At 61.2% G+C, this 18067-nt stretch carries 16 protein-coding genes and 1 pseudogene; 11 read left to right on the forward strand and 6 right to left on the reverse strand.

All coding sequences use genetic code 11. The annotated features are described in order from the left end of the window. Positions 1 to 92 precede the first annotated feature (92 nt). Genes cobU through ACVHNU_RS05050 form a run of 4 tightly spaced genes read left to right on the forward strand, consistent with a single transcriptional unit; the run spans position 93 to position 2971 of the window. Positions 93 to 614 carry a bifunctional adenosylcobinamide kinase/adenosylcobinamide-phosphate guanylyltransferase gene (cobU, locus tag ACVHNU_RS05035; protein ID WP_473019135.1) on the forward strand — a complete coding sequence of 174 codons (522 nt, stop codon included), beginning with the start codon at positions 93 to 95 and terminating at the stop codon, positions 612 to 614. Beyond that, positions 611 to 1666 carry a nicotinate-nucleotide--dimethylbenzimidazole phosphoribosyltransferase gene (gene cobT / locus ACVHNU_RS05040; protein WP_473019136.1) on the forward strand — a complete coding sequence of 352 codons (1056 nt, stop codon included), beginning with the start codon at positions 611 to 613 and terminating at the stop codon, positions 1664 to 1666. The genes cobU and cobT overlap by 4 nt, the downstream gene beginning before the upstream one ends. Continuing rightward, the gene (gene cobC, locus ACVHNU_RS05045) at positions 1663 to 2238 is read left to right on the forward strand and encodes an alpha-ribazole phosphatase family protein (protein WP_473019137.1); all 576 of its coding nucleotides are present in this window, start codon (positions 1663 to 1665) and stop codon (positions 2236 to 2238) included. Before cobT ends, cobC begins: the two co-directional genes overlap by 4 nt. A 1-nt stretch (position 2239) precedes the next feature. Beyond that, positions 2240 to 2971 carry an adenosylcobinamide-GDP ribazoletransferase gene (locus ACVHNU_RS05050; protein WP_473019138.1) on the forward strand — a complete coding sequence of 244 codons (732 nt, stop codon included), beginning with the start codon at positions 2240 to 2242 and terminating at the stop codon, positions 2969 to 2971. A gap of 90 nt (positions 2972 to 3061) precedes the next feature. Here ACVHNU_RS05050 and ACVHNU_RS05055 read toward each other — a convergent pair. Further along, positions 3062 to 4319: pseudogene (locus ACVHNU_RS05055) on the reverse strand (IS256 family transposase). Between the two features lie 205 nt (positions 4320 to 4524). Here ACVHNU_RS05055 and ACVHNU_RS05060 point away from each other — a divergent pair. The 4 genes from ACVHNU_RS05060 to ACVHNU_RS05075 are packed head-to-tail and all read left to right on the forward strand — an operon-like array spanning position 4525 to position 6924. Further along, positions 4525 to 4929 (forward strand): MarR family winged helix-turn-helix transcriptional regulator, encoded by a 405-nt coding sequence (locus tag ACVHNU_RS05060; RefSeq protein ID WP_007950413.1) that lies wholly within the window; start codon positions 4525 to 4527, stop codon positions 4927 to 4929. Between the two features lie 53 nt (positions 4930 to 4982). Beyond that, positions 4983 to 6191, forward strand: a complete 1209-nt coding sequence (locus tag ACVHNU_RS05065; RefSeq protein WP_103486115.1) for an MFS transporter — start codon at positions 4983 to 4985, stop codon at positions 6189 to 6191. Continuing rightward, a complete protein-coding gene (locus ACVHNU_RS05070; protein ID WP_256616859.1) occupies positions 6188 to 6313 on the forward strand; it encodes a hypothetical protein in 126 nt (41 codons plus the stop codon). Before ACVHNU_RS05065 ends, ACVHNU_RS05070 begins: the two co-directional genes overlap by 4 nt. Before the next feature lie 53 nt (positions 6314 to 6366). After that, a complete protein-coding gene (locus ACVHNU_RS05075) occupies positions 6367 to 6924 on the forward strand; it encodes a glutathione peroxidase (protein ID WP_003223074.1) in 558 nt (185 codons plus the stop codon). A 202-nt stretch (positions 6925 to 7126) separates the two neighbouring features. On the opposite strand, the gene ACVHNU_RS05080 is transcribed toward ACVHNU_RS05075, so the two are convergent. From ACVHNU_RS05080 to ACVHNU_RS05090, 3 genes are all read right to left on the reverse strand, one after another. Beyond that, on the reverse strand, positions 7127 to 8398 hold the full coding sequence (locus ACVHNU_RS05080) for an OmpP1/FadL family transporter (protein WP_226500401.1): 1272 nt from the start codon (positions 8396 to 8398) through the stop codon (positions 7127 to 7129). 146 nt (positions 8399 to 8544) lie between these two features. Beyond that, a complete protein-coding gene (locus ACVHNU_RS05085; RefSeq protein WP_003223077.1) occupies positions 8545 to 9027 on the reverse strand; it encodes a hypothetical protein in 483 nt (160 codons plus the stop codon). A gap of 274 nt (positions 9028 to 9301) precedes the next feature. Further along, the gene (locus ACVHNU_RS05090; protein ID WP_003223079.1) at positions 9302 to 9526 is read right to left on the reverse strand and encodes a hypothetical protein; all 225 of its coding nucleotides are present in this window, start codon (positions 9524 to 9526) and stop codon (positions 9302 to 9304) included. Between the two features lie 1024 nt (positions 9527 to 10550). Between ACVHNU_RS05090 and ACVHNU_RS05095 the strand changes: the two genes are divergently transcribed. Next, a complete protein-coding gene (locus ACVHNU_RS05095; protein WP_080593230.1) occupies positions 10551 to 10874 on the forward strand; it encodes an SEL1-like repeat protein in 324 nt (107 codons plus the stop codon). Between the two features lie 175 nt (positions 10875 to 11049). Continuing rightward, positions 11050 to 12414 carry a DNA recombination protein RmuC gene (locus tag ACVHNU_RS05100; protein WP_201138550.1) on the forward strand — a complete coding sequence of 455 codons (1365 nt, stop codon included), beginning with the start codon at positions 11050 to 11052 and terminating at the stop codon, positions 12412 to 12414. A gap of 143 nt (positions 12415 to 12557) precedes the next feature. On the opposite strand, the gene ACVHNU_RS05105 is transcribed toward ACVHNU_RS05100, so the two are convergent. Further along, positions 12558 to 16028 (reverse strand): hybrid sensor histidine kinase/response regulator, encoded by a 3471-nt coding sequence (locus tag ACVHNU_RS05105; RefSeq protein WP_473019139.1) that lies wholly within the window; start codon positions 16026 to 16028, stop codon positions 12558 to 12560. 166 nt (positions 16029 to 16194) lie between these two features. Then, positions 16195 to 16737: a TetR/AcrR family transcriptional regulator gene (locus tag ACVHNU_RS05110; RefSeq protein WP_473019140.1), complete on the reverse strand. Its 543-nt coding sequence runs from the start codon at positions 16735 to 16737 to the stop codon at positions 16195 to 16197. 91 nt (positions 16738 to 16828) lie between these two features. Between ACVHNU_RS05110 and ACVHNU_RS05115 the strand changes: the two genes are divergently transcribed. Continuing rightward, a complete protein-coding gene (locus ACVHNU_RS05115) occupies positions 16829 to 18016 on the forward strand; it encodes an MFS transporter (protein ID WP_473019141.1) in 1188 nt (395 codons plus the stop codon). Positions 18017 to 18067 lie beyond the last annotated feature (51 nt).

The following is an 18067-nucleotide window of genomic DNA, read 5'->3' on the forward strand; positions in this document are numbered from 1 at the left end:
ACTCCTACAGTGAATTGTTCGCGATCTCCTGTAGGGGTGAGCCTGCTCGCGATGACTGAAACCGGTACACCGCCAATTTGAAGGAATGAACCATGCTCCAATTGATCCTCGGCGGCGCCCGCTCCGGCAAAAGTCGCCTGGCGGAAAAACTCGCCAGCGCCAGCCACCTGGCGGTCACTTACATCGCCACCAGCCAGCCGCTGGACGGCGAGATGAACGAACGCGTCGCCCATCACCGCGCGCGGCGTCCGGCCGAATGGGCGCTGATCGAAGAACCATTGGAGCTGGCCCGTGTCCTGCGTGAAAACGCCAGCGCCGAGCGTTGCCTGCTGGTGGATTGCCTGACCCTGTGGCTGACCAATCTGCTGATGCTCGATGACGCCGCGCGTCTCGCTGCCGAGCGTGAAGCCCTGCTGGACTGCCTGGCGTCATTGCCGGGAGAAATCATTTTTGTCAGCAACGAGACCGGAATGGGTGTCGTGCCGCTGGGCGAATTGACTCGCCGCTACGTCGATGAAGCCGGTTGGCTGCATCAAGCTCTGGCCGAGCGTTGTCAGCGAGTCGTCCTGACCGTCGCCGGCCTGCCCCTGACCCTGAAAGGACCTGCGTTATGACTCAAGCGTGGTGGTTGAACCCGTGCCAATTCGTGAATGCCGAGATCGTTGAACAGGCGGCGGCGCGCCAACAGCAACTGACCAAACCGGCCGGTTCCCTCGGTCGCCTCGAAACCGTGGCGGTGCAACTGGCCGGATTGCAGGGGCAGATCAAACCGACGATTGAACAGGTGTGGATCGCGATTTTTGCCGGTGATCACGGGGTGGTCGCGGAAGGCGTTTCCGCGTTCCCGCAGGAAGTCACCGGGCAGATGTTGCTCAACTTCGTCAGCGGCGGTGCGGCAATCAGCGTGCTGGCGCGGCAGCTCGATGCGCGTCTGGAAGTGGTCGATCTGGGTACCGTGACGCCGTCACTGAATCTGCCGGGCGTACTGCATCTGAACATCGGCCCGGGCACAGCGAATTTCGCCAAGGGCGCGGCGATGACCCGGGCGCAGGGCGAACTCGCGTTGCAGGCCGGTCGTGACAGCGTGCTGCGGGCCAAAGCCGCTGGCGCACAGTTGTTCATCGGCGGCGAAATGGGCATCGGCAACACCACCGCCGCCAGTGCGCTGGCCTGTGCCTTGCTCGACTGTCCGGTGGTGCACTTGACCGGTCCCGGTACCGGGTTGAATGCCGAAGGCGTCAGCCATAAAGCGCAAGTGATCGAGCGCGCACTGGCGTTGCACGCGGCGCAACGTGGCGATGCGCTGCAAACCCTGTTCAACCTCGGCGGATTTGAAATCGCCGCACTGGTCGGCGCGTACCTGGCCTGTGCGCAGGAAGGCGTTGCGGTGCTGGTCGACGGGTTTATCTGCACGGTCGCTGCGCTGGTGGCGGTGCGGCTGAATCCGGCCTGCCGCGAGTGGCTGCTGTTCGGCCACCGTGGCGCCGAGCCGGGCCATCGCCACGTGCTGGAAACCCTCAACGCTGAACCGCTGCTGGAGCTTGGCTTGCGTCTGGGTGAGGGCAGTGGGGCGGCGTTGGCTGTGCCGCTGTTGCGTCTGGCCTGCGACCTGCACGGGCAAATGGCGACGTTTGCCGAAGCCGCGGTGGCGGATCGTCCGGCATGACGTTACGTCTGGACCTGCTGCGTCACGGTGAGACTGAACTGGGCGGCGGTTTGCGCGGCAGCCTCGATGATGCGCTGACTGAAAAAGGCTGGGCACAGATGCGTGCCGCCGTGGTGGCAGGTGGGCCGTGGGATCGGCTGGTCAGTTCGCCGCTGCAGCGGTGTGCGCGGTTTGCTGCCGAGTTGGGCGAGCAACTGAATCTGCCGGTTCATTTGGACAAGGATCTGCAGGAATTGCATTTCGGTGCCTGGGAAGGGCAGAGCGCAGCGGCGTTGATGGAGACTGATGCCGAGGCGCTGGGGCTGTTCTGGGCCGATCCGTATTCGTTCACGCCGCCGCAGGGCGAACCGGTCAGTGATTTTGCGGCTCGCGTGCTCGGCGCGGTGGCGCGTTTGCATCAGGCCTATGCCGGCGAGCGCGTGTTGCTGATCAGTCATGGTGGCGTGATGCGCCTGCTGCTGGCGCAGGCGCGTGGTTTGCCGCGAGAGCAGTTGCTCAATGTCGAAGTCGCGCATGCTGCGCTGTTCGCGCTCAGCGTCGAAGCCGATGGCGTGCTGAAGGAAGGTCACTGAGATGCTGCCACTGTGGATCGCCCTGCAATTTCTCAGCAGCTTGCCGATTCGTCTGCCGGGGATGCCGCAGCCGGAACAGCTCGGGCGTTCGCTGCTGTTTTATCCGCTGGTGGGGCTGCTGTTCGGGGTGATCCTCTGGGTGTTGAACCTGGCATTGAGCGGCGCGCCGTTGCTGCTGCATGCGGCGCTGTTGCTGACGGTGTGGGTGCTGCTCAGCGGGGCGCTGCACCTCGATGGTCTGGCTGACAGCGCCGATGCCTGGCTCGGTGGCTTCGGTGATCGCGAGCGCACGCTGACGATCATGAAAGATCCGCGCAGCGGGCCGATTGCCGTGGTGACGCTGGTGTTGGTGTTGCTGCTGAAGTTCTGCGCGTTGCTGGCGCTGATCGAGCAAGGGCATGCGCTGATGTTGCTCATCGTGCCGTTGCTGGGACGTGCGGCGTTGCTGGGGCTGTTTCTGACCACGCCGTATGTGCGAGCGGGTGGGTTGGGGCAGGCGTTGGCTGATCATGTGCCGCGCCGGGCCGGTTGTTGGGTGCTAGGGGCGAGTGTGCTGGCCTGCTTGCTGATTGCCGGGGTGACAGCGATTGTTGCGCTGGTTGTCGCGTTCGTTGGGTTTGTCTGGCTGCGGCAGGTGATGATGCGGCGGTTGGGCGGGACTACGGGCGATACGGCGGGGGCGTTGCTGGAATTGCTGGAAATGGCGGTGTTGGTTGGAGTGGTGTTGGTCTGAGATATTTCTATGACAGTACCGGCCTGGTCGAGAGTGTCAGATTTTTTGTGTGCGGGCCGGTAATGGCCTGCCGTCAGGCAGGCCTTCATTTCACCAGTTCGGCCTGATGAATCGGTCTCCATATAAAACCGCAAACTGATTCATGGCGCTTTTCCAGTCATGGGCGGCGCTGCCCCAGTTGGCGGTGATGTTTTGCAGCGCCAGCCAGATCAGTTTTGTCGCCGCCTCATCGGTTGGAAAGTGGCCCCTTGTCTTGATGATCTTGCGTAACTGCGAATTGATGCTTTCGATCGCGTTGGTGGTGTAGATCACTTTGCGTATCGCGGGTGGGAACACGAAAAATGGGATAACCCGCTCCCAGGCGCGTCTCCAAGCCGCCGCTATCGTCGGATATTGCTTACCCCACGGCCCCGCTTCGAAGGCGTCCAGAGCCTGTTCGGCGACCGGCATTGAGAGCTTGATAAATCGGCTTAAGGGCCTTGGCCAGTTCACGGCGCTTGTCCCACGCCGCGTAATCAAGGCTGTTGCGGATCAAATGGACGATGCATGTCTGCAGCGTTGTCTCTGGAAACACCGCACTCAAAGCCTCCGGCATACCTTTGAGTCCGTCAGTTACCGCGATCAGCACGTCTTCGACGCCCCGGGTCTTGAGGTCATTGAAGACCTTCATCCAGAACTTGGCACCTTCAGTGTTCTCGATCCAGATCCCCAAAATATCTCGGGTCCCATCCGGCAGCACGCCCAGAGCCAAGTAGATGGCCTTGTTGCGAACCACGCCTTCGTCACGGATCTTGACGCGCAGAGCATCGAAGAAAATGACCGGATACATGGGCTCAAGCGGGCGTTGCTGCCAGGTACTGACTTCCTCCAGAACCGCATCGGTGACGGAGCTGATGAAGTCATGAGAGACATCTGTGCCGTACTGTTCCGAGAGGAAAGCACGAATCTCGCGAACGCTCAGGCCACGGGCATACATGGCGATGATTTTGTCGTCGAAGCCCGTGAAACGGCGCTCATGCTTGGGGATCAGGATCGGGGCGAAACTGCCGTCGCGGTCTCTGGGAATATCCAGACGCAACGGGCCGCCTTCGGTCAGCACGGTCTTGCTGCTTCTGCCATTACGCTGATTACTCGAATCCTCAGGGCGCTCCGCGCCCTGAGGATAACCAAGGTGGTGCCCCAGCTCGGCGCCAAGGGCTCGCTCGATCAGCGCTTTCTTAAACGCCATCGCGGCATCCTGAATAGCGTCGGCACTCATCGGGCCGCTGACGAACTGGTCGATCAGCTCTTGGGGAATGGAAGGAAGGTCACGCTGGGCCTCTCGGGCCGGTTTCTTTTTGGTCGGCATACATGCACCTCTGCGACATGTTATGCCCGAACACAAAATTTATGACACTCCCGCCTCTTCGCGAGCAAGCCCGCTCCCACATTTGCAATGCATTCCCCTGTGGGAGCGGGCTTGCTCGCGAAGGCGGTGTGTCAGACGCCACAAAGCTTATTGATAAACTCATGTGTAACTTGATTTAACACAGTCGCGGGTATATACACGCATCATGCTTCCTTCTCAGTGTTTGTGCACCAACCTGCGTCGCGCCGCTCGTGGCGTCAGCAGGCATTACGACGGCGCTCTCGACGGCTTCGGGATCAACGTTGCCCAGTATTCTTTGCTGTGCAACCTGCAGCGTCTGGATCAACCGAGCATCTCGGAACTGGCCGAAGCCATGGGCCTGGATCGCAGCACCCTGGGGCGCAATCTGCGGGTGCTCGAAGGTGAGGGGCTGGTGGCGCTGGCCGAGGGCGAGGACATGCGTAATCGCATCGTCCGGCTCACCGAAACCGGTGCGCAGCGCCTTGCGGCGGCCCTGCCGGCCTGGGAAGCGGCGCAACAGCGATTGATCGATCGGCTGGGCGCCGAGAAGCGTGAAACCTTGCTGCGACTGTTGGACGAACTGGCCTGAAGGCCGGTTTTTCCGGTTTTAAGCGGGTATATACCCGCGAACGGAGAATAACAATGACATCGATGTGGCGTACGTGCGGTTGGGTGTTGCTGGGAAGTGCGCTGATTCTGGCGTTGTCATTGGGCGTGCGACACGGCTTTGGCCTGTTCCTGTCGCCGATGAGTGCGCAGTTCGGCTGGGGGCGCGAAGTGTTCGCCTTCGCCATCGCCCTGCAGAACCTGATCTGGGGCCTGGCGCAGCCGTTCACGGGCGCGCTGGCTGACCGTTTCGGTGCGGCGAAAGTGGTGCTGGTCGGCGGCGTGCTGTATGCCGCGGGCCTGGTGTGCATGGGCTTGTCCGATTCAGCGCTGACCCTGTCGCTGAGTGCCGGTCTGTTGATCGGTATCGGCCTGTCCGGCACCTCGTTCTCGGTGATTCTCGGTGTGGTTGGGCGTGCCGTGCCGCCGGAAAAACGCAGCATGGGCATGGGCATCGCCAGTGCTGCCGGTTCGTTCGGCCAGTTTGCGATGTTGCCGGGCACGCTGGGTTTGATCGGCTGGCTCGGCTGGTCGGCGGCGCTGCTGGTGCTTGGCCTGCTGGTGGCGCTGATCGTGCCGCTGGTGAGCATGCTCAAGGACAAGCCCCTGCCGGTGCTGGGCCACGAGCAGACCCTGTCCGAAGCGTTACGTGAGGCCTGCTCGCACTCGGGTTTCTGGTTGTTGGCGTTCGGCTTTTTCGTCTGCGGTTTTCAGGTGGTGTTCATTGGCGTGCATTTGCCGGCCTATCTGGTTGATCAGCATCTGCCCGCCACGGTTGGCACTACGGTGCTGGCGCTGATCGGACTGTTCAATATCTTCGGCACTTACACTGCCGGCTGGCTCGGCGGGCGCATGTCCAAGCCGCGTCTGCTGACGGCGTTGTACCTGTTACGGGCGGTGGTGATCGTACTGTTTCTGTGGCTGCCGGTGACGACGACCTCGGCGTACCTGTTCGGCATGGCCATGGGCTTCCTGTGGCTGTCGACGGTGCCATTGACCAACGGTACGGTGGCGACTTTGTTTGGCGTGCGTAACCTGTCCATGCTCGGCGGTATCGTGTTCCTGTTCCATCAGCTCGGCTCGTTCCTCGGCGGCTGGCTGGGTGGGGTGGTGTATGACCGTACCGGGAGTTATGACTTGATCTGGCAAGTGGCGATTCTCTTGAGCCTGCTGGCGGCTGCGCTGAACTGGCCAGTGCGCGAGCGTCCGGTGGCGCGTCTGCAACCGGCTGTCGGCGCCGTATGAAGCGTTCCTGGCCGCGAATCGCTTTCATCGCACTCGGCGCGCTGTTGCTGGCGCTGGTGTGGTGGGGCTGGCATCAGGGCGGGTTGGCGTTGATGCAGTTGGGCATGGGTGCTTGCTTGTAGGCTTGGAGGGCGAGTAACGTCGATCTCTGATAACCGCATCAAGGATGCCCGACATGTTCATGCGCTGGTGTGCTGTACCCGCGTTGTTGATGGCGTTGACCGGACTGGCCCAGGCCGCTGATTGTCCGGAGGCGCTGCAAGGTTCGTTGCCCAAGTTGCGCGCCAAGGAATCCGTCGATCTGTGCCAGCGTTACGCTGGCAAACCGCTGGTGGTGGTCAATACCGCCAGTTTCTGCGGCTTCGCCCCACAGTTCGAGGGCCTCGAGGCGCTCAATCAGCACTACAAGGCGCAAGGCCTGGAAATGCTCGGCGTACCGTCCAACGACTTCAAGCAGGAGTCCAAGGACAGCGCCGAAACCGCCAAGGTCTGCTACGCCAATTACGGCGTGACCTTCACCATGACCGAACCGCAGAAAGTCCGCGGCGACGACGCTACTCATCTGTTCAAGGTGCTGGCCGAGCAGAGCAGCGCGCCGAAGTGGAATTTCTACAAGTACGTGATTGATCGTCAGGGCAAGGTGATCGCGAATTTCTCCAGCCTGACCAAACCCGATGATCCGGAGTTTATTGCGGCGGTTGAAAAGGCCATTGCCTCAAAACCTCTCAACTGATAACACACGCTTTTTGTGGGAGCGGGCTTGCTCGCGCAGGCTGCGGATCATTCAGCACTTGTTCTGGATGTAAGACCGCATTCGCGAGCAAGCCCGCTCCCACATTTGATCCGTGGTGTCTGAACAGGCACAAAAAAGCCCCGCTTTCTGCAAAGAGAGCGGGGCTTTTCAATGGGCGAGGGGTTAGCCTCGCCGTGCAGCATCAGAAGCGATAGGTCGCGCCGACACCGAAACCGTTTGCCGAGTTTTCATACTTGGCGTCGTAGGTCTGGCCACGATCGTTCTGGTTGCGGATATTGACCGCCTCTTCCTTCAGGTACGAGTAAGCGACGTCGATGGTCAGGTCTTCGGTCGGGCTCCAGCCGGCACCGATGCTGAAAATGGTCCGGTCGCCAGTAGGAATGCGCGGCGAACGGTCGACGTTGTTGGTCGGCGACTGGTCGAAGGTCAGACCGGTACGCAGTACCCATTCCTTGTTCAGCTGGTACGAAGTACCCACGGCGTAGGCCCAGGAGTCGTGCCAGTTCTGTTCTTCGGTGATCTCGCCGAACTGACCGGCCAGCAGCGGCTGCACGCCGGAGTTTTCAACGGTGATCTTCTTCAACTGGCTCCAGCGGGTCCAGGTCGAACCGGCGTAGACGTTCCAGCGGTCGTTGATCGCTTGAGTAACCGAGAAGTCCACGGATTCAGGTGTGGTGATCTTCAGCGAAGCGTCGTACTTCTGGCTGGCACCCAGACCGACTGCAGCCAGTGCGCCGTAGTTGACCTTGGTGTTGCCTTCGAGCTTGTAGTCGACTTTCGAGTGGTAGGTCAGACCCAGGCGAGTGGTGTCGGTGGCCTGTACCAGTACGCCGATGTTGTAGCCCAGCGCGGTGTCGTCACCCTTGATCTTGACCTTGCCGTCCGGCGCCAGCTGAGTCACCGAGAGGTTCGACTCGAGGGTGCCGTCGATGCGGTTGATGGTCGGACCGAAACCTACCGAGACCACGTCGTTGAACTTATAGCTGACAGTCGGCTGGAAGGTGATGACTTGTACTTCGGACTTGCTGCCGAAGTAGCGGCCGGCAAAGCCTTTTTCGTAGTCGGTAATCAGGCCGAACGGCACGTACACGCCGAGGCCGAATGCCCAATGCTCGTCGATCGGTTTGACGTAGAAGCCCATAGGTACGGAGGTGAAGGGCACCATGTCGCCTTTGTTGCTGCCGCCGTTAGGGCTGGAGCTGGCGTCGCTGATATCGGTTTTGGCATCGAGGAATGCCACACCGCCGGTGACTTGTTCGCGCGTGAGGCGCGACATGCCGGCAGGGTTGCCATAAACAGTGCTTGCGTCGTCGGCAGAGGAAGATCGCCCAGCGTAACCAGTGCCCATCCCGCTGATGCTGTGTTCGTTGATGGCAAAGCCAGCTGCGAAGATCTGGGTGGATGCCATGGTAACGGCGAGGCTAAGGGTGGTTTTGAGCATGACTTTTTTCATTATTAGAACTCCTGGTGATCACCGGGGCGAAAATTACCAACATTTTCGTCCCAGCGCTATAGTCCGTATAGCCTGAGTTAGAGCGGTTTTGTAGGACAATCCGACCAGAATCCTGACCTGTTGGCCGATCTTTGGAAACTGCAGGGTCAACATGCGACCTGATTCACAGGTGAAACACAGGTGTGCCAGGCGTAAGTAAAGTCGCGCAGGCGGCCTTGGGGCTGGAAGGTCTGGCGCCAGATTCGCGCCATGCCCAGCAGGTCATCGGCATCGGGGAGTTGAGTGTTTTGTTCTTCGACCAGCAGCCAGGCAATGGCGGTGGCGTATCGCAGGTTGACGGTCAGTTCGAGGTGCGGGCCGCTCAAAAAAGCATGTTGGCTGGCGAGGCCGCGAACCAGGCTTGCGCGTTCCGGATCGAGTGCCAGGTAATGGTCCCAGAGAGCCTGATGGCGGTGCTCGGCAATCCGGTAGAGGCCGTGGCCACGGCGGTCATGCAGGGCGGAGCCGAGGGCGGATTGGCTGGCGGCGATCCCCAGTAGCAGGGATTCGGCGGTTGCGCAGTGGCGTCCCAGATAGATCAGTGTGGGACGGATCACATAGCGGCACAGTTCGCTGGCAGCGATACCCATAATGCCCTCGATTCTTGTAATTGGGCGGCGATACCTGAAGGGGCCTTGGCAGCGGTGGATCGAATCAGGCTCGCCGAAAGCGGATCAAGCCGCTTGAGTTGAAGTGTAGTGTCATATTCGCGACGTAAAGGCCTGTTTTTAAAATATTTCCAGGCGCGAGCCAAAAGCGTTATATCCGATGGTGCTTAGGCGCGGAGGGCTAAAAGCGAAACATCGGGCAATAAAAAGCCCCGCATTTTGTGCGGGGCTTTTGCTTTTGCAGCCTTTTCGGCTCTCAGGCAATCAGGGCCTGACGTGTACGATCGATCACGGCCTGCAGCGGTTCGGCGCTGGAGTATTGATCGGGGTACAGACGCTCGCTGTGGCGAGCGATCCCGTGTTCATTGACCACGGTGAAGCTGAAGCAGCCTTTGCGAGCGGCCATGATCAGGCAGTTCATTGGGGCAAAAGCGTTGGTTAGGGTGCGAATGGCATCCTGAGTATGGATTTGAGTAGACATAGTTATTAGGTGTTCCTACAAATGACACGGATAAGAACCGTGCAACGTTAAAACGTTCCAGTAATGTCGACCACCGTTGGTCGAACAAAGAACCCGACTGGAACAAAGCAGCCAGTTTGAAGCGCTATTAAGTTGGCGCGCTTGGGCTGGCAGGTAGGTACTTAGGAGGACAGGCAACACATCAAGGGCAAAGGTTCTGGGCCCGGGGTGAAGATCCTGATCAATTTGCAGGCTGGTTCGGTCAGAGTAAGTGGTCTTCGCAACACCCTTTGCATTCATTCAAAGGCAGTGTCGGCGCAAGATTTACCTGGAAACCATCGAGGGGTCGTTCCCGCTTTTTTCGGTGAAGGGCTTCTTGGAAGAAGGTTGACCGTGGGGATGTGTTCGACCGGAATTGACTTTCAGCTTGGTACTAACGCCGCGGATAGTAACGGAATGTCTTGGGCAATGCAAACCCGGCGGCAAAAAAAGATTTCGGTCGGAGGTGCGGATCACGGGTGACAGGGCTGGCCCCTTCGCGAGCAGGCTCGCTCCCACAGGAGAACGGGGGCCGATTGTGGGAGCGAGCCTGCTCGCGAAGGGATCACCCCGGTCAACCGCCGGTCGCCACAAAAGCGTGCAGCCATCCCCATCACCAACCCGCTTATCCCCAGCGCGATGCGCAAAACGACCCGAAAAAGCGCATCGATATAACCGGGTAACAGGTACTTGTGCACATTAGTTGCGCAGACCGTAACCCCACTGTCATATCAATCCTGACCCCGGTAGCTGCCTGCATCAAAAGTTTAAGTCAATGAAAAATATCGTCTTTTTTTGTTGGTGAAAAAATCGTCAGTTTGACTGCGGGCCCCATTCCACAAGGCTTTGCGCGAGTTCGGGAGCGGTTGTCCACTGAGTTATCCACAGCTTCTGTGGATTGTCCCTAGCGCTTGCTCTAGCACGGGCGTGCCGGGTTTTTTTTGACTTTACCTGTACGAAAAAGAGAGTAGAGTGGCGCGCCCTCCGATCTGTCCCACAGTGTTTTATGAAGTTTCGCTCAGTATCAGGCTCTGTTACCTCCGAACACCCTCGTGTTACCTCTCCCAAGCGATTTTCCGTGCGTGTAGCCGAATGGCTGCTCGACAGCCCGCGTCTGGGCGATAGCCGCAATGCCAAGCATCTGGCGGGGCGTCTGCTCAAGCAACCGGCACGCGAAGGCGTGGTTGCGGCGCAAAGTCGTCTCGGTCAGTTGATGTGCCGCGAGTGCGGCAATGCCCGGGATCGGCGCATCGGTCAGGATCTGTTGCGTCAGGCCGCCCGCGCCGGTGACCGGCGTGCACAACAGGAACTCGGTCTGCTCGAAGACTGAGCTGTCCAACGTCCCACGCCTTGGTTAACCTTCAGGCTTTATCGGATCGGCAGGAGTGGCTATGGCTATGGACTTGACCAGCGTATTGCTGGGTCTGGCGGGCGCGGGATTGCCGCTGCTGGCACTGGCCTGGCAACTGCAACGGCGGGCCAGCGACCGGCAAGCCGAGGTCGCCTTGCTCGAAGAACGTCTGACCATGGCGCAACTGGCGCAGGACGGGCTCAACGCCCAGCTTGAGGCAAGCCGCGATGAAATCGTCGACCTCGGCCAGGCCAATGCCGCCAAGCAGGCTGAACTGGCTGCACTGCGCCGCGAAGTCGAGCTGCTGCAGATCGAGCGTGATGACGCCCGTGACGCTTCGCACGCCTGGAACATCGAGCGCGCCAACAAAGAAGCCGAATTGCGTCGCCTCGACGCGCAGGCTGCGTCGCTCAACGCCGAATTGCGCGAGCAACAGGAAAGCCATCAGCAACGCCTCAACGACCTGCAAGGCTCGCGCGATGAGCTGCGCGCGCAGTTCGCCGAACTCGCCGGGAAGATCTTCGATGAGCGTGAACAGCGCTTTGCCGAGACCAGTCAGCAGCGCCTCGGCCAGTTGCTCGATCCGCTGAAAGAGCGCATCCAGTCCTTCGAAAAACGCGTGGAAGAGAGCTATCAGGCCGAGGCTCGCGAGCGCTTCTCGCTGGCCAAGGAGCTGGAGCGTCTGCAGCAATTGAACCTGCGCCTGAGTGACGAAGCGACCAACCTGACCCGCGCCCTCAAAGGCCAGAAGACCCAGGGCAACTGGGGTGAACTGATTCTTGAGCGGGTGCTCGAACACGCGGGTCTGGAGAAGGGCCGCGAGTACCAGACCCAGGTCAACCTCAAGGGGCCGGATGGCGAGCGCTTCCAGCCGGACGTGATCATTTACCTGCCGGGCGACAAGCAGGTGGTGGTCGACTCCAAGGTCAGCCTCACGGCGTATCAGCAGTACGTCGCCGCTGAAGACGACACCCTCGGCCAGATCGCGATCAAGCAGCACGTGCTGTCGCTGCGCAGCCATGTCAAAGGCCTCGCAGGTAAGGACTACAAACGTCTGGAAGGTCTGCACAGCCTCGATTTCGTCTTGCTGTTCGTGCCGATCGAAGCGGCATTTTCCGCCGCCTTGCAAGCTGAGCCGACGCTGTTCCAGGAGGCCTTCGACCGCAACATCGTGATCGTCAGCCCGACCACGTTGCTGGCGACGCTGCGGGTGATCGACAGCCTGTGGAAGCAGGAGCGGCAGAGCCAGAACGCGCGGGAAATCGCCGAGCGTGCCGGCTGGCTGTACGACAAATTCGTGCTGTTCATTCAGGATCTGGACGAAGTCGGCAATCGCCTGCAACAGCTGGACAAGGCTTACAGCTCGGCGCGCAACAAGCTCACGGAAGGGCGCGGCAACCTCGTCAGTCGCAGTGAACAGCTCAAATTGCTCGGCGCGCGGGCCAGCAAGAGTTTGCCGGCGGATCTGCTGGAGCGGGCGATGACCGATGTCGATGGGCTGGTCGAACTCCCGGAATAAACTCGATTCTGTGGCGAGGGAGCTTGCTCCCGCTGGGGGGCGAAGCACCCCTTGAGTGTGAATCCCCGATTGGCCTGATTCACCGTTTCGCGACTGCTGCGCAGTCGAGCGGGAGCAAGCTCCCTCGCCACAGGGGGGGATTGTTACAACGGCACATACCGACTCAACAACGCTCGCAACGCCGCCGGTTTCACCGGTTTCGCCAGATAATCCAGCCCCGCCGCATGCACCTGCGCCACCGTCTCCGGTCGGCCATCAGCGCTGATCACCACGCCCGGTACCGGTTCGCCCAACGTGGTGCGTAGCCATGCCATCAGCTCGGTCCCGGTATCGCCGTGATCGAGGTGATAGTCGACCAGTGCCAGTTGCGGTCGCACACCCTCGTTCAGCAACGCCGCGCATTCCTCGCGATTGCGCGCCGTCCACACCTGACAGCCCCAACGAGTCAGCAGGCTGTTCATGCCAATCAGAATGCTGTCTTCATTGTCGATGCACAGCACCTGCGCGCCGCTGAGCAGCTTGCCGTTCAACTCCACCGCAGTTTTCTGTGGCAGCGATTGCGCCCGCGCTAGCGGCACACTGACACTGAACACACTACCGCGCCCCGGCCACGAACGTACGCGCAGGGTATGGCCGAGCACGCGACACAAACCGTCGGCAATCGCCAGGCCCAGACCCAGGCCCTTCTCGGCGCGGGTCTGATGGCTGTCGAGGCGTTTGAATTCCTCGAAAATCACTTGTTGTTTGTCTTCCGGAATCCCCGGCCCGCGATCCCACACTTCCAGGCACAGCTCGCCATCGCGCCGACGCACGCCCAGCAGCACCGGGCCCTTGGCATAGCGGAAGGCGTTGGTGAGGAAGTTCTGCAGAATCCGTCGCAGCAGCTTGATGTCGCTGTCGATGCGCAAGTGGCTGCCGCGCACACGGAACTTCAGGCCTTGTTCCTGCGCCAGCGCCTTGAATTCGGCGCCGAGCGTATCGAACAGCTCATTGAGCGCGAACGGCTTGGGATCGGGGTTGATCTTGCCGTTCTCCAGGCGGGAAATATCCAGCAGGTCGCTGATCAGGTCTTCTGCCGAACGCAGCGAACTGTCGAGGTGTTGCACCAGTTTCTGCGCCTCGCTGCTCAAGCCGTCGTCCTGATGGGAGAGGGCGGCAGAGAACAAGCGAGCGGCGTTCAACGGCTGCATCAGGTCATGGCTGACAGCGGCGAGGAAGCGAGTTTTCGACTGGTTCGCCGCCTCGGCATGGCCCTTGGCTTCGGTCAGTGCGACGTTGAGTTGCGACAGCTCCTGCGTGCGCTCGCTGACCCGTTGTTCCAGGCCTTCGTTGGCCTCGGTCAGCGCCTGCTCGGCTTCGCGGAACGCGGTAATGTCAGTGAAACTCATGACGAAACCGCCACCAGGCATCGGGTTGCCAATCAGCTCGATCACCCGGCCGTTGGGGAACAAACGTTCGGAAGTGTGCGCGCGGCCCTGACGCATCCAGTGCAGGCGCCGGGCGACGTGGACTTCCGCCTCGCCGGGGCCGCACAAGCCACGTTCGGCGTTGTAGCGAATGATGTCGGCAATCGGCCGGCCGACGCTGATCAAGCCGTCCGGGTAGTTGAACAGCTCCAGATAGCGGCGGTTCCAGGCCACCAGTTTCAGCGATTGGTCGACCACGCTGATGCCCTGGGTGATGTTCTCGATCGCGCCTTGCAGCAGCGCGCGGTTGAACTGCAGCACTTCCGAGGCTTCGTCAGCGATACGGACGACGTCCTCCAGCTGCATTTCCCGACCTTCGATGGCGGCTTTTACTACGGCGCGCGTCGAAGAAGCACCGAGCACGCCGGCCAGCAAACGTTCGGTGTGGGCGATCCATTCGCCATCGGCGTTCTGGTTCGGATTGAAGCCTTTGCCCTGGCGGTAGGCGAAACGAATGAAGCTCTGCCGCGCACGTTCTTCGCCGACAAAGCGCGCCGCCAGTTGCAGCAAATCATCGATCTGCACCGCCAGCATCGAACGCGCACTCGGCCGCGCGCTGATTTCCTGGCCAATGAAGCGCCCGGCCTGCCAGTGCTCCGAAACCCGCGTGCGCGACAGCACCGAGACCCAGGCGAACAACGTGAAGTTGCCCGCCAGCGACAGCACCACGCCTTGGGTCAGCGGGGTGATCGGCAGGTTCAGCGGGTTGCTGTGCAGCCACGCCAGACCGGGAAAAGTGCTCAGTGACCAGCCGAGGCTGTGGGCGGCAATCGGCAGGATCAATGTGTAAAACCAGAGGAACGTGCCCGCCGCGAGACCGGCGAACACCCCACGACGGTTGGCCTGTTTCCAGTACAGCGCGCCGAGCATCGCCGGGGCCAGTTGGGTGACAGCGGCAAAGGCAATCTGGCCGATGGTCGCCAGGCTCGCGGTGGAGCCGAGCAAGCGGTAGCTGACGTAGGCCAGCAGCAGAATCAGCACGATGCTCACCCGGCGTACCGAGAGCATCCACTGGCGGAACACCTCGAACGGGCGCTCGGCGTTATTACGCCGCAGTAGCCACGGCAACAGCATGTCGTTGGAGACCATGGTCGACAGCGCCACGCTGGCCACGATCACCATGCCGGTGGCCGCCGACGCACCACCAATAAACGCCAGCAACGCCAGGGCCGGATGGGCCTGGGCCAACGGCAGGCTGATCACGAACGAATCCGGAAGCACGTGACTCGGCAGCATCATCTGCCCGGCGAGGGCGATCGGCACCACGAACAGCGCGGCCAGCGCCAGATAGGCCGGGAACACCCACTTGGCCAGACGCAGGTCCTGCGGGTCGATGTTCTCCACCACCGTGACGTGAAACTGCCGCGGCAGGCAGATGATCGCCATCATCGCCACCCCGGTTTGTACCACCATCGACGGCCAGTTAATCGTTTCCTTCCAGTACTCCTCGAGGCGCGGCGCGAGCATCGCCTGATTGAACAGGTCGTCAAAACCGTCGTACAGCCCGTAGGTCACGAACGCGCCGACGGCGAGAAAGGCGAACAGCTTGACCAGCGATTCAAACGCAATCGCCAGCACCATGCCCCGGTGGTGCTCGGTGGCATCGAGGTTGCGCGTGCCGAAGACGATGGTGAACAGCGCCAGTACCAGCGACACGATCAGTGCGGTGTCCTGGGCGCGGGTGCCCATGGCGTCGGCACCGGCGCCGATCAGCAGGTTTACACCAAGGACGATGCCTTTGAGTTGCAGGGCGATATAAGGCAGGACGCCGACCAGACAGATCAGTGCTACCACCACCGCCAGCGATTGCGATTTGCCGTAGCGCGCGGCGATGAAGTCGGCAATCGAGGTGATGTTCTCCTGCTTGCTGATCATCACCATTTTCTGCAGAACCCACGGTGCGCCCAGCAACAGCAGGATCGGCCCGAGGTAGATCGGCAGGAATGACCACAGCTGTTCGGCCGCCTGACCGACCGCGCCGAAGAACGTCCAACTGGTGCAATAAACCGCCAGCGACAGGCTGTACACCCACGCGCGCATCCGCGGCGGCAACGGCGCGCTGCGACGGTCGCCGTAGAAGGCGATGGCGAACATGATGGCCATATAGGCGAGGGCGACGGCGGCGATCAGCCCGGTGGACAACGACATGCAACACTCCCGACAGAAGACTCCCCGGCAGTCCTGCCCGGGCGGACAGTCTCGCATGAGTGCGGCGGTTAGTCAGTGTCGACCAAGGTCGTGGCGTGGCGGGGTGTCGCAGGTTTGAAACCGGGTGGTTTTATGGTGACTCATCAGGCCCCATCGCGAGCAGGCGTCAGTCCTGTTTCAACGCCATATCGATCAATCGATGCAGTTCATCCACCTCCAGCGCCGCCGCCGCAAACAGAATCCGGAACACCACCGGTGCCACCACCAGATTGATCAACCGATCGACACTCGGCGCCGGCTCGTCTGGGTGACGCTCGATGATGGTCTGCAACTGCGCGCCAATGATCGTCACGCAATACCCCGGCGTGGCGCTGGCCTGCACGTCGCGCATCATGTTGCGCCCCGGATCCGAACTCATTTCGTCCAGATACTGCTCGGCCCAGGCGCGGATATCACCGCGCAGGTCACCGGTCACGGCCGGTTCGCTGTCGGGGCGCATGCGGGCGAGGGCGACGTCCGCCAGCAACGCCGTCAGATCGCCCCAGCGCCGATAGATCGTCGAGGGCGTGACCCCGGCCCGCGCAGCGATTTGCGGGACGGTCACGGTGCTGCGCTCCTGTTCTTGCAGAAGCGCGCGGACTGCCGAATGAATCGACTCTTGCACCCGGGCACTGCGGCCGCCGGGGCGTAAACCTTCTTTAATAGCCATGCGCCAGACCTTAACACAAAGAATTTGCTTTAAGCCAAAGCCGAGAGCACACTCCGCAAAAGCAAAAAATTAGCTTTAGTGGAGTGTGCCCATGACCAGCCTTGCTTCCAACCGTGGCAGCCTGATTTTTCTGGCGATCACCTTGTTGAGTTTTCTCGCCGCCTCCACGGCGCCGACGCCGCTGTATCACCTGTATCAGGATCAGTTGCACTTTTCGGCAGCGGTGCTGACCCTGATTTTCGGCGTGTATGCCTTAAGCCTGCTGGCGGCGCTGCTGACGGTCGGTTCGTTGTCCGATCATCTGGGGCGCAAACCGGTGATCTTCACCGCGGTGCTGCTCAATGCCCTGGCGATGCTGCTGTTCATCCACGCCGACAGCGTCGCATGGCTGATCAGCGCTCGCGTGCTGCAAGGTTTTGCCACCGGCATGGCCACCGCTGTTCTGAGCGCGACGCTGCTCGACACCGACCGCCAGCAGGGGCCGTTGATCAACAGCGTCGCACCGTTGCTCGGCATGGCGGTGGGCAGCATGGGCTGTGGCTTGCTGGCCGAGTTCGCTCCGGCGCCGTTGCAACTGACTTACTGGTTGCTGCTGGCACTGTTTGTGTTGCAGGCGATGTATGTCTGGCGTCTGCCGGAAAGCGTCACCCCGCAAGCCGGGGCCTGGGCTTCGCTGCGGCCGACCCTGCATGTGCCGGTTCAGGCGCGTTCGACCTTGTGGCGTGTGCTGCCGCTGAACACCGCAACCTGGGCCCTCGGCGGCTTCTTTGCCTCGCTGGCGCCGTCGCTGGTGCGCACCGCCACCGGGTCGACTTCCAACCTGATCGGCGGTGCGACCGTCTCGGCGCTGACGGTGACGGGCGCGCTGATGATTTTCACGTTGCGCAATCGGCCTGCGACCCGGGCCCTGCAACTGGGCGCCAGTCTGCTGCCGATCGGTGTGCTGCTGATTCTGCTCGGCGTGCACAGCGCCAGTCTGGGGCTGTTTTTCCTCGGCACGCTGGTCGCCGGTTGTGGCTTTGGTTCGGGGTTTCTCGGGGCAGTGCGCAGCCTGGTGCCGCTGGCTTTGCCGCATGAACGAGCGGGGCTGATGTCGGCGTATTACGCGCTGAGTTATCTGGCGTTTTGCTTGCCGGCACTGCTCGCCGGGCACTTGACCCGCACCTACGGCTTGCTCGCGACCACCGACGGTTACGTCGCCGCATTGATCGTGCTGGCCGTCGCCGCGCTCCTGCTCAGCTTGCGTGCGCAAGCGACCAAGGTTTGCAGCGCTCCATAAGTGTGGCGGTTTCAGTTAGCCTTGGGCGGCCCTTCTTTGCATGGATCGACC

The sequence above is a fragment of the Pseudomonas sp. Ors-4-3C genome (assembly GCF_055755035.1).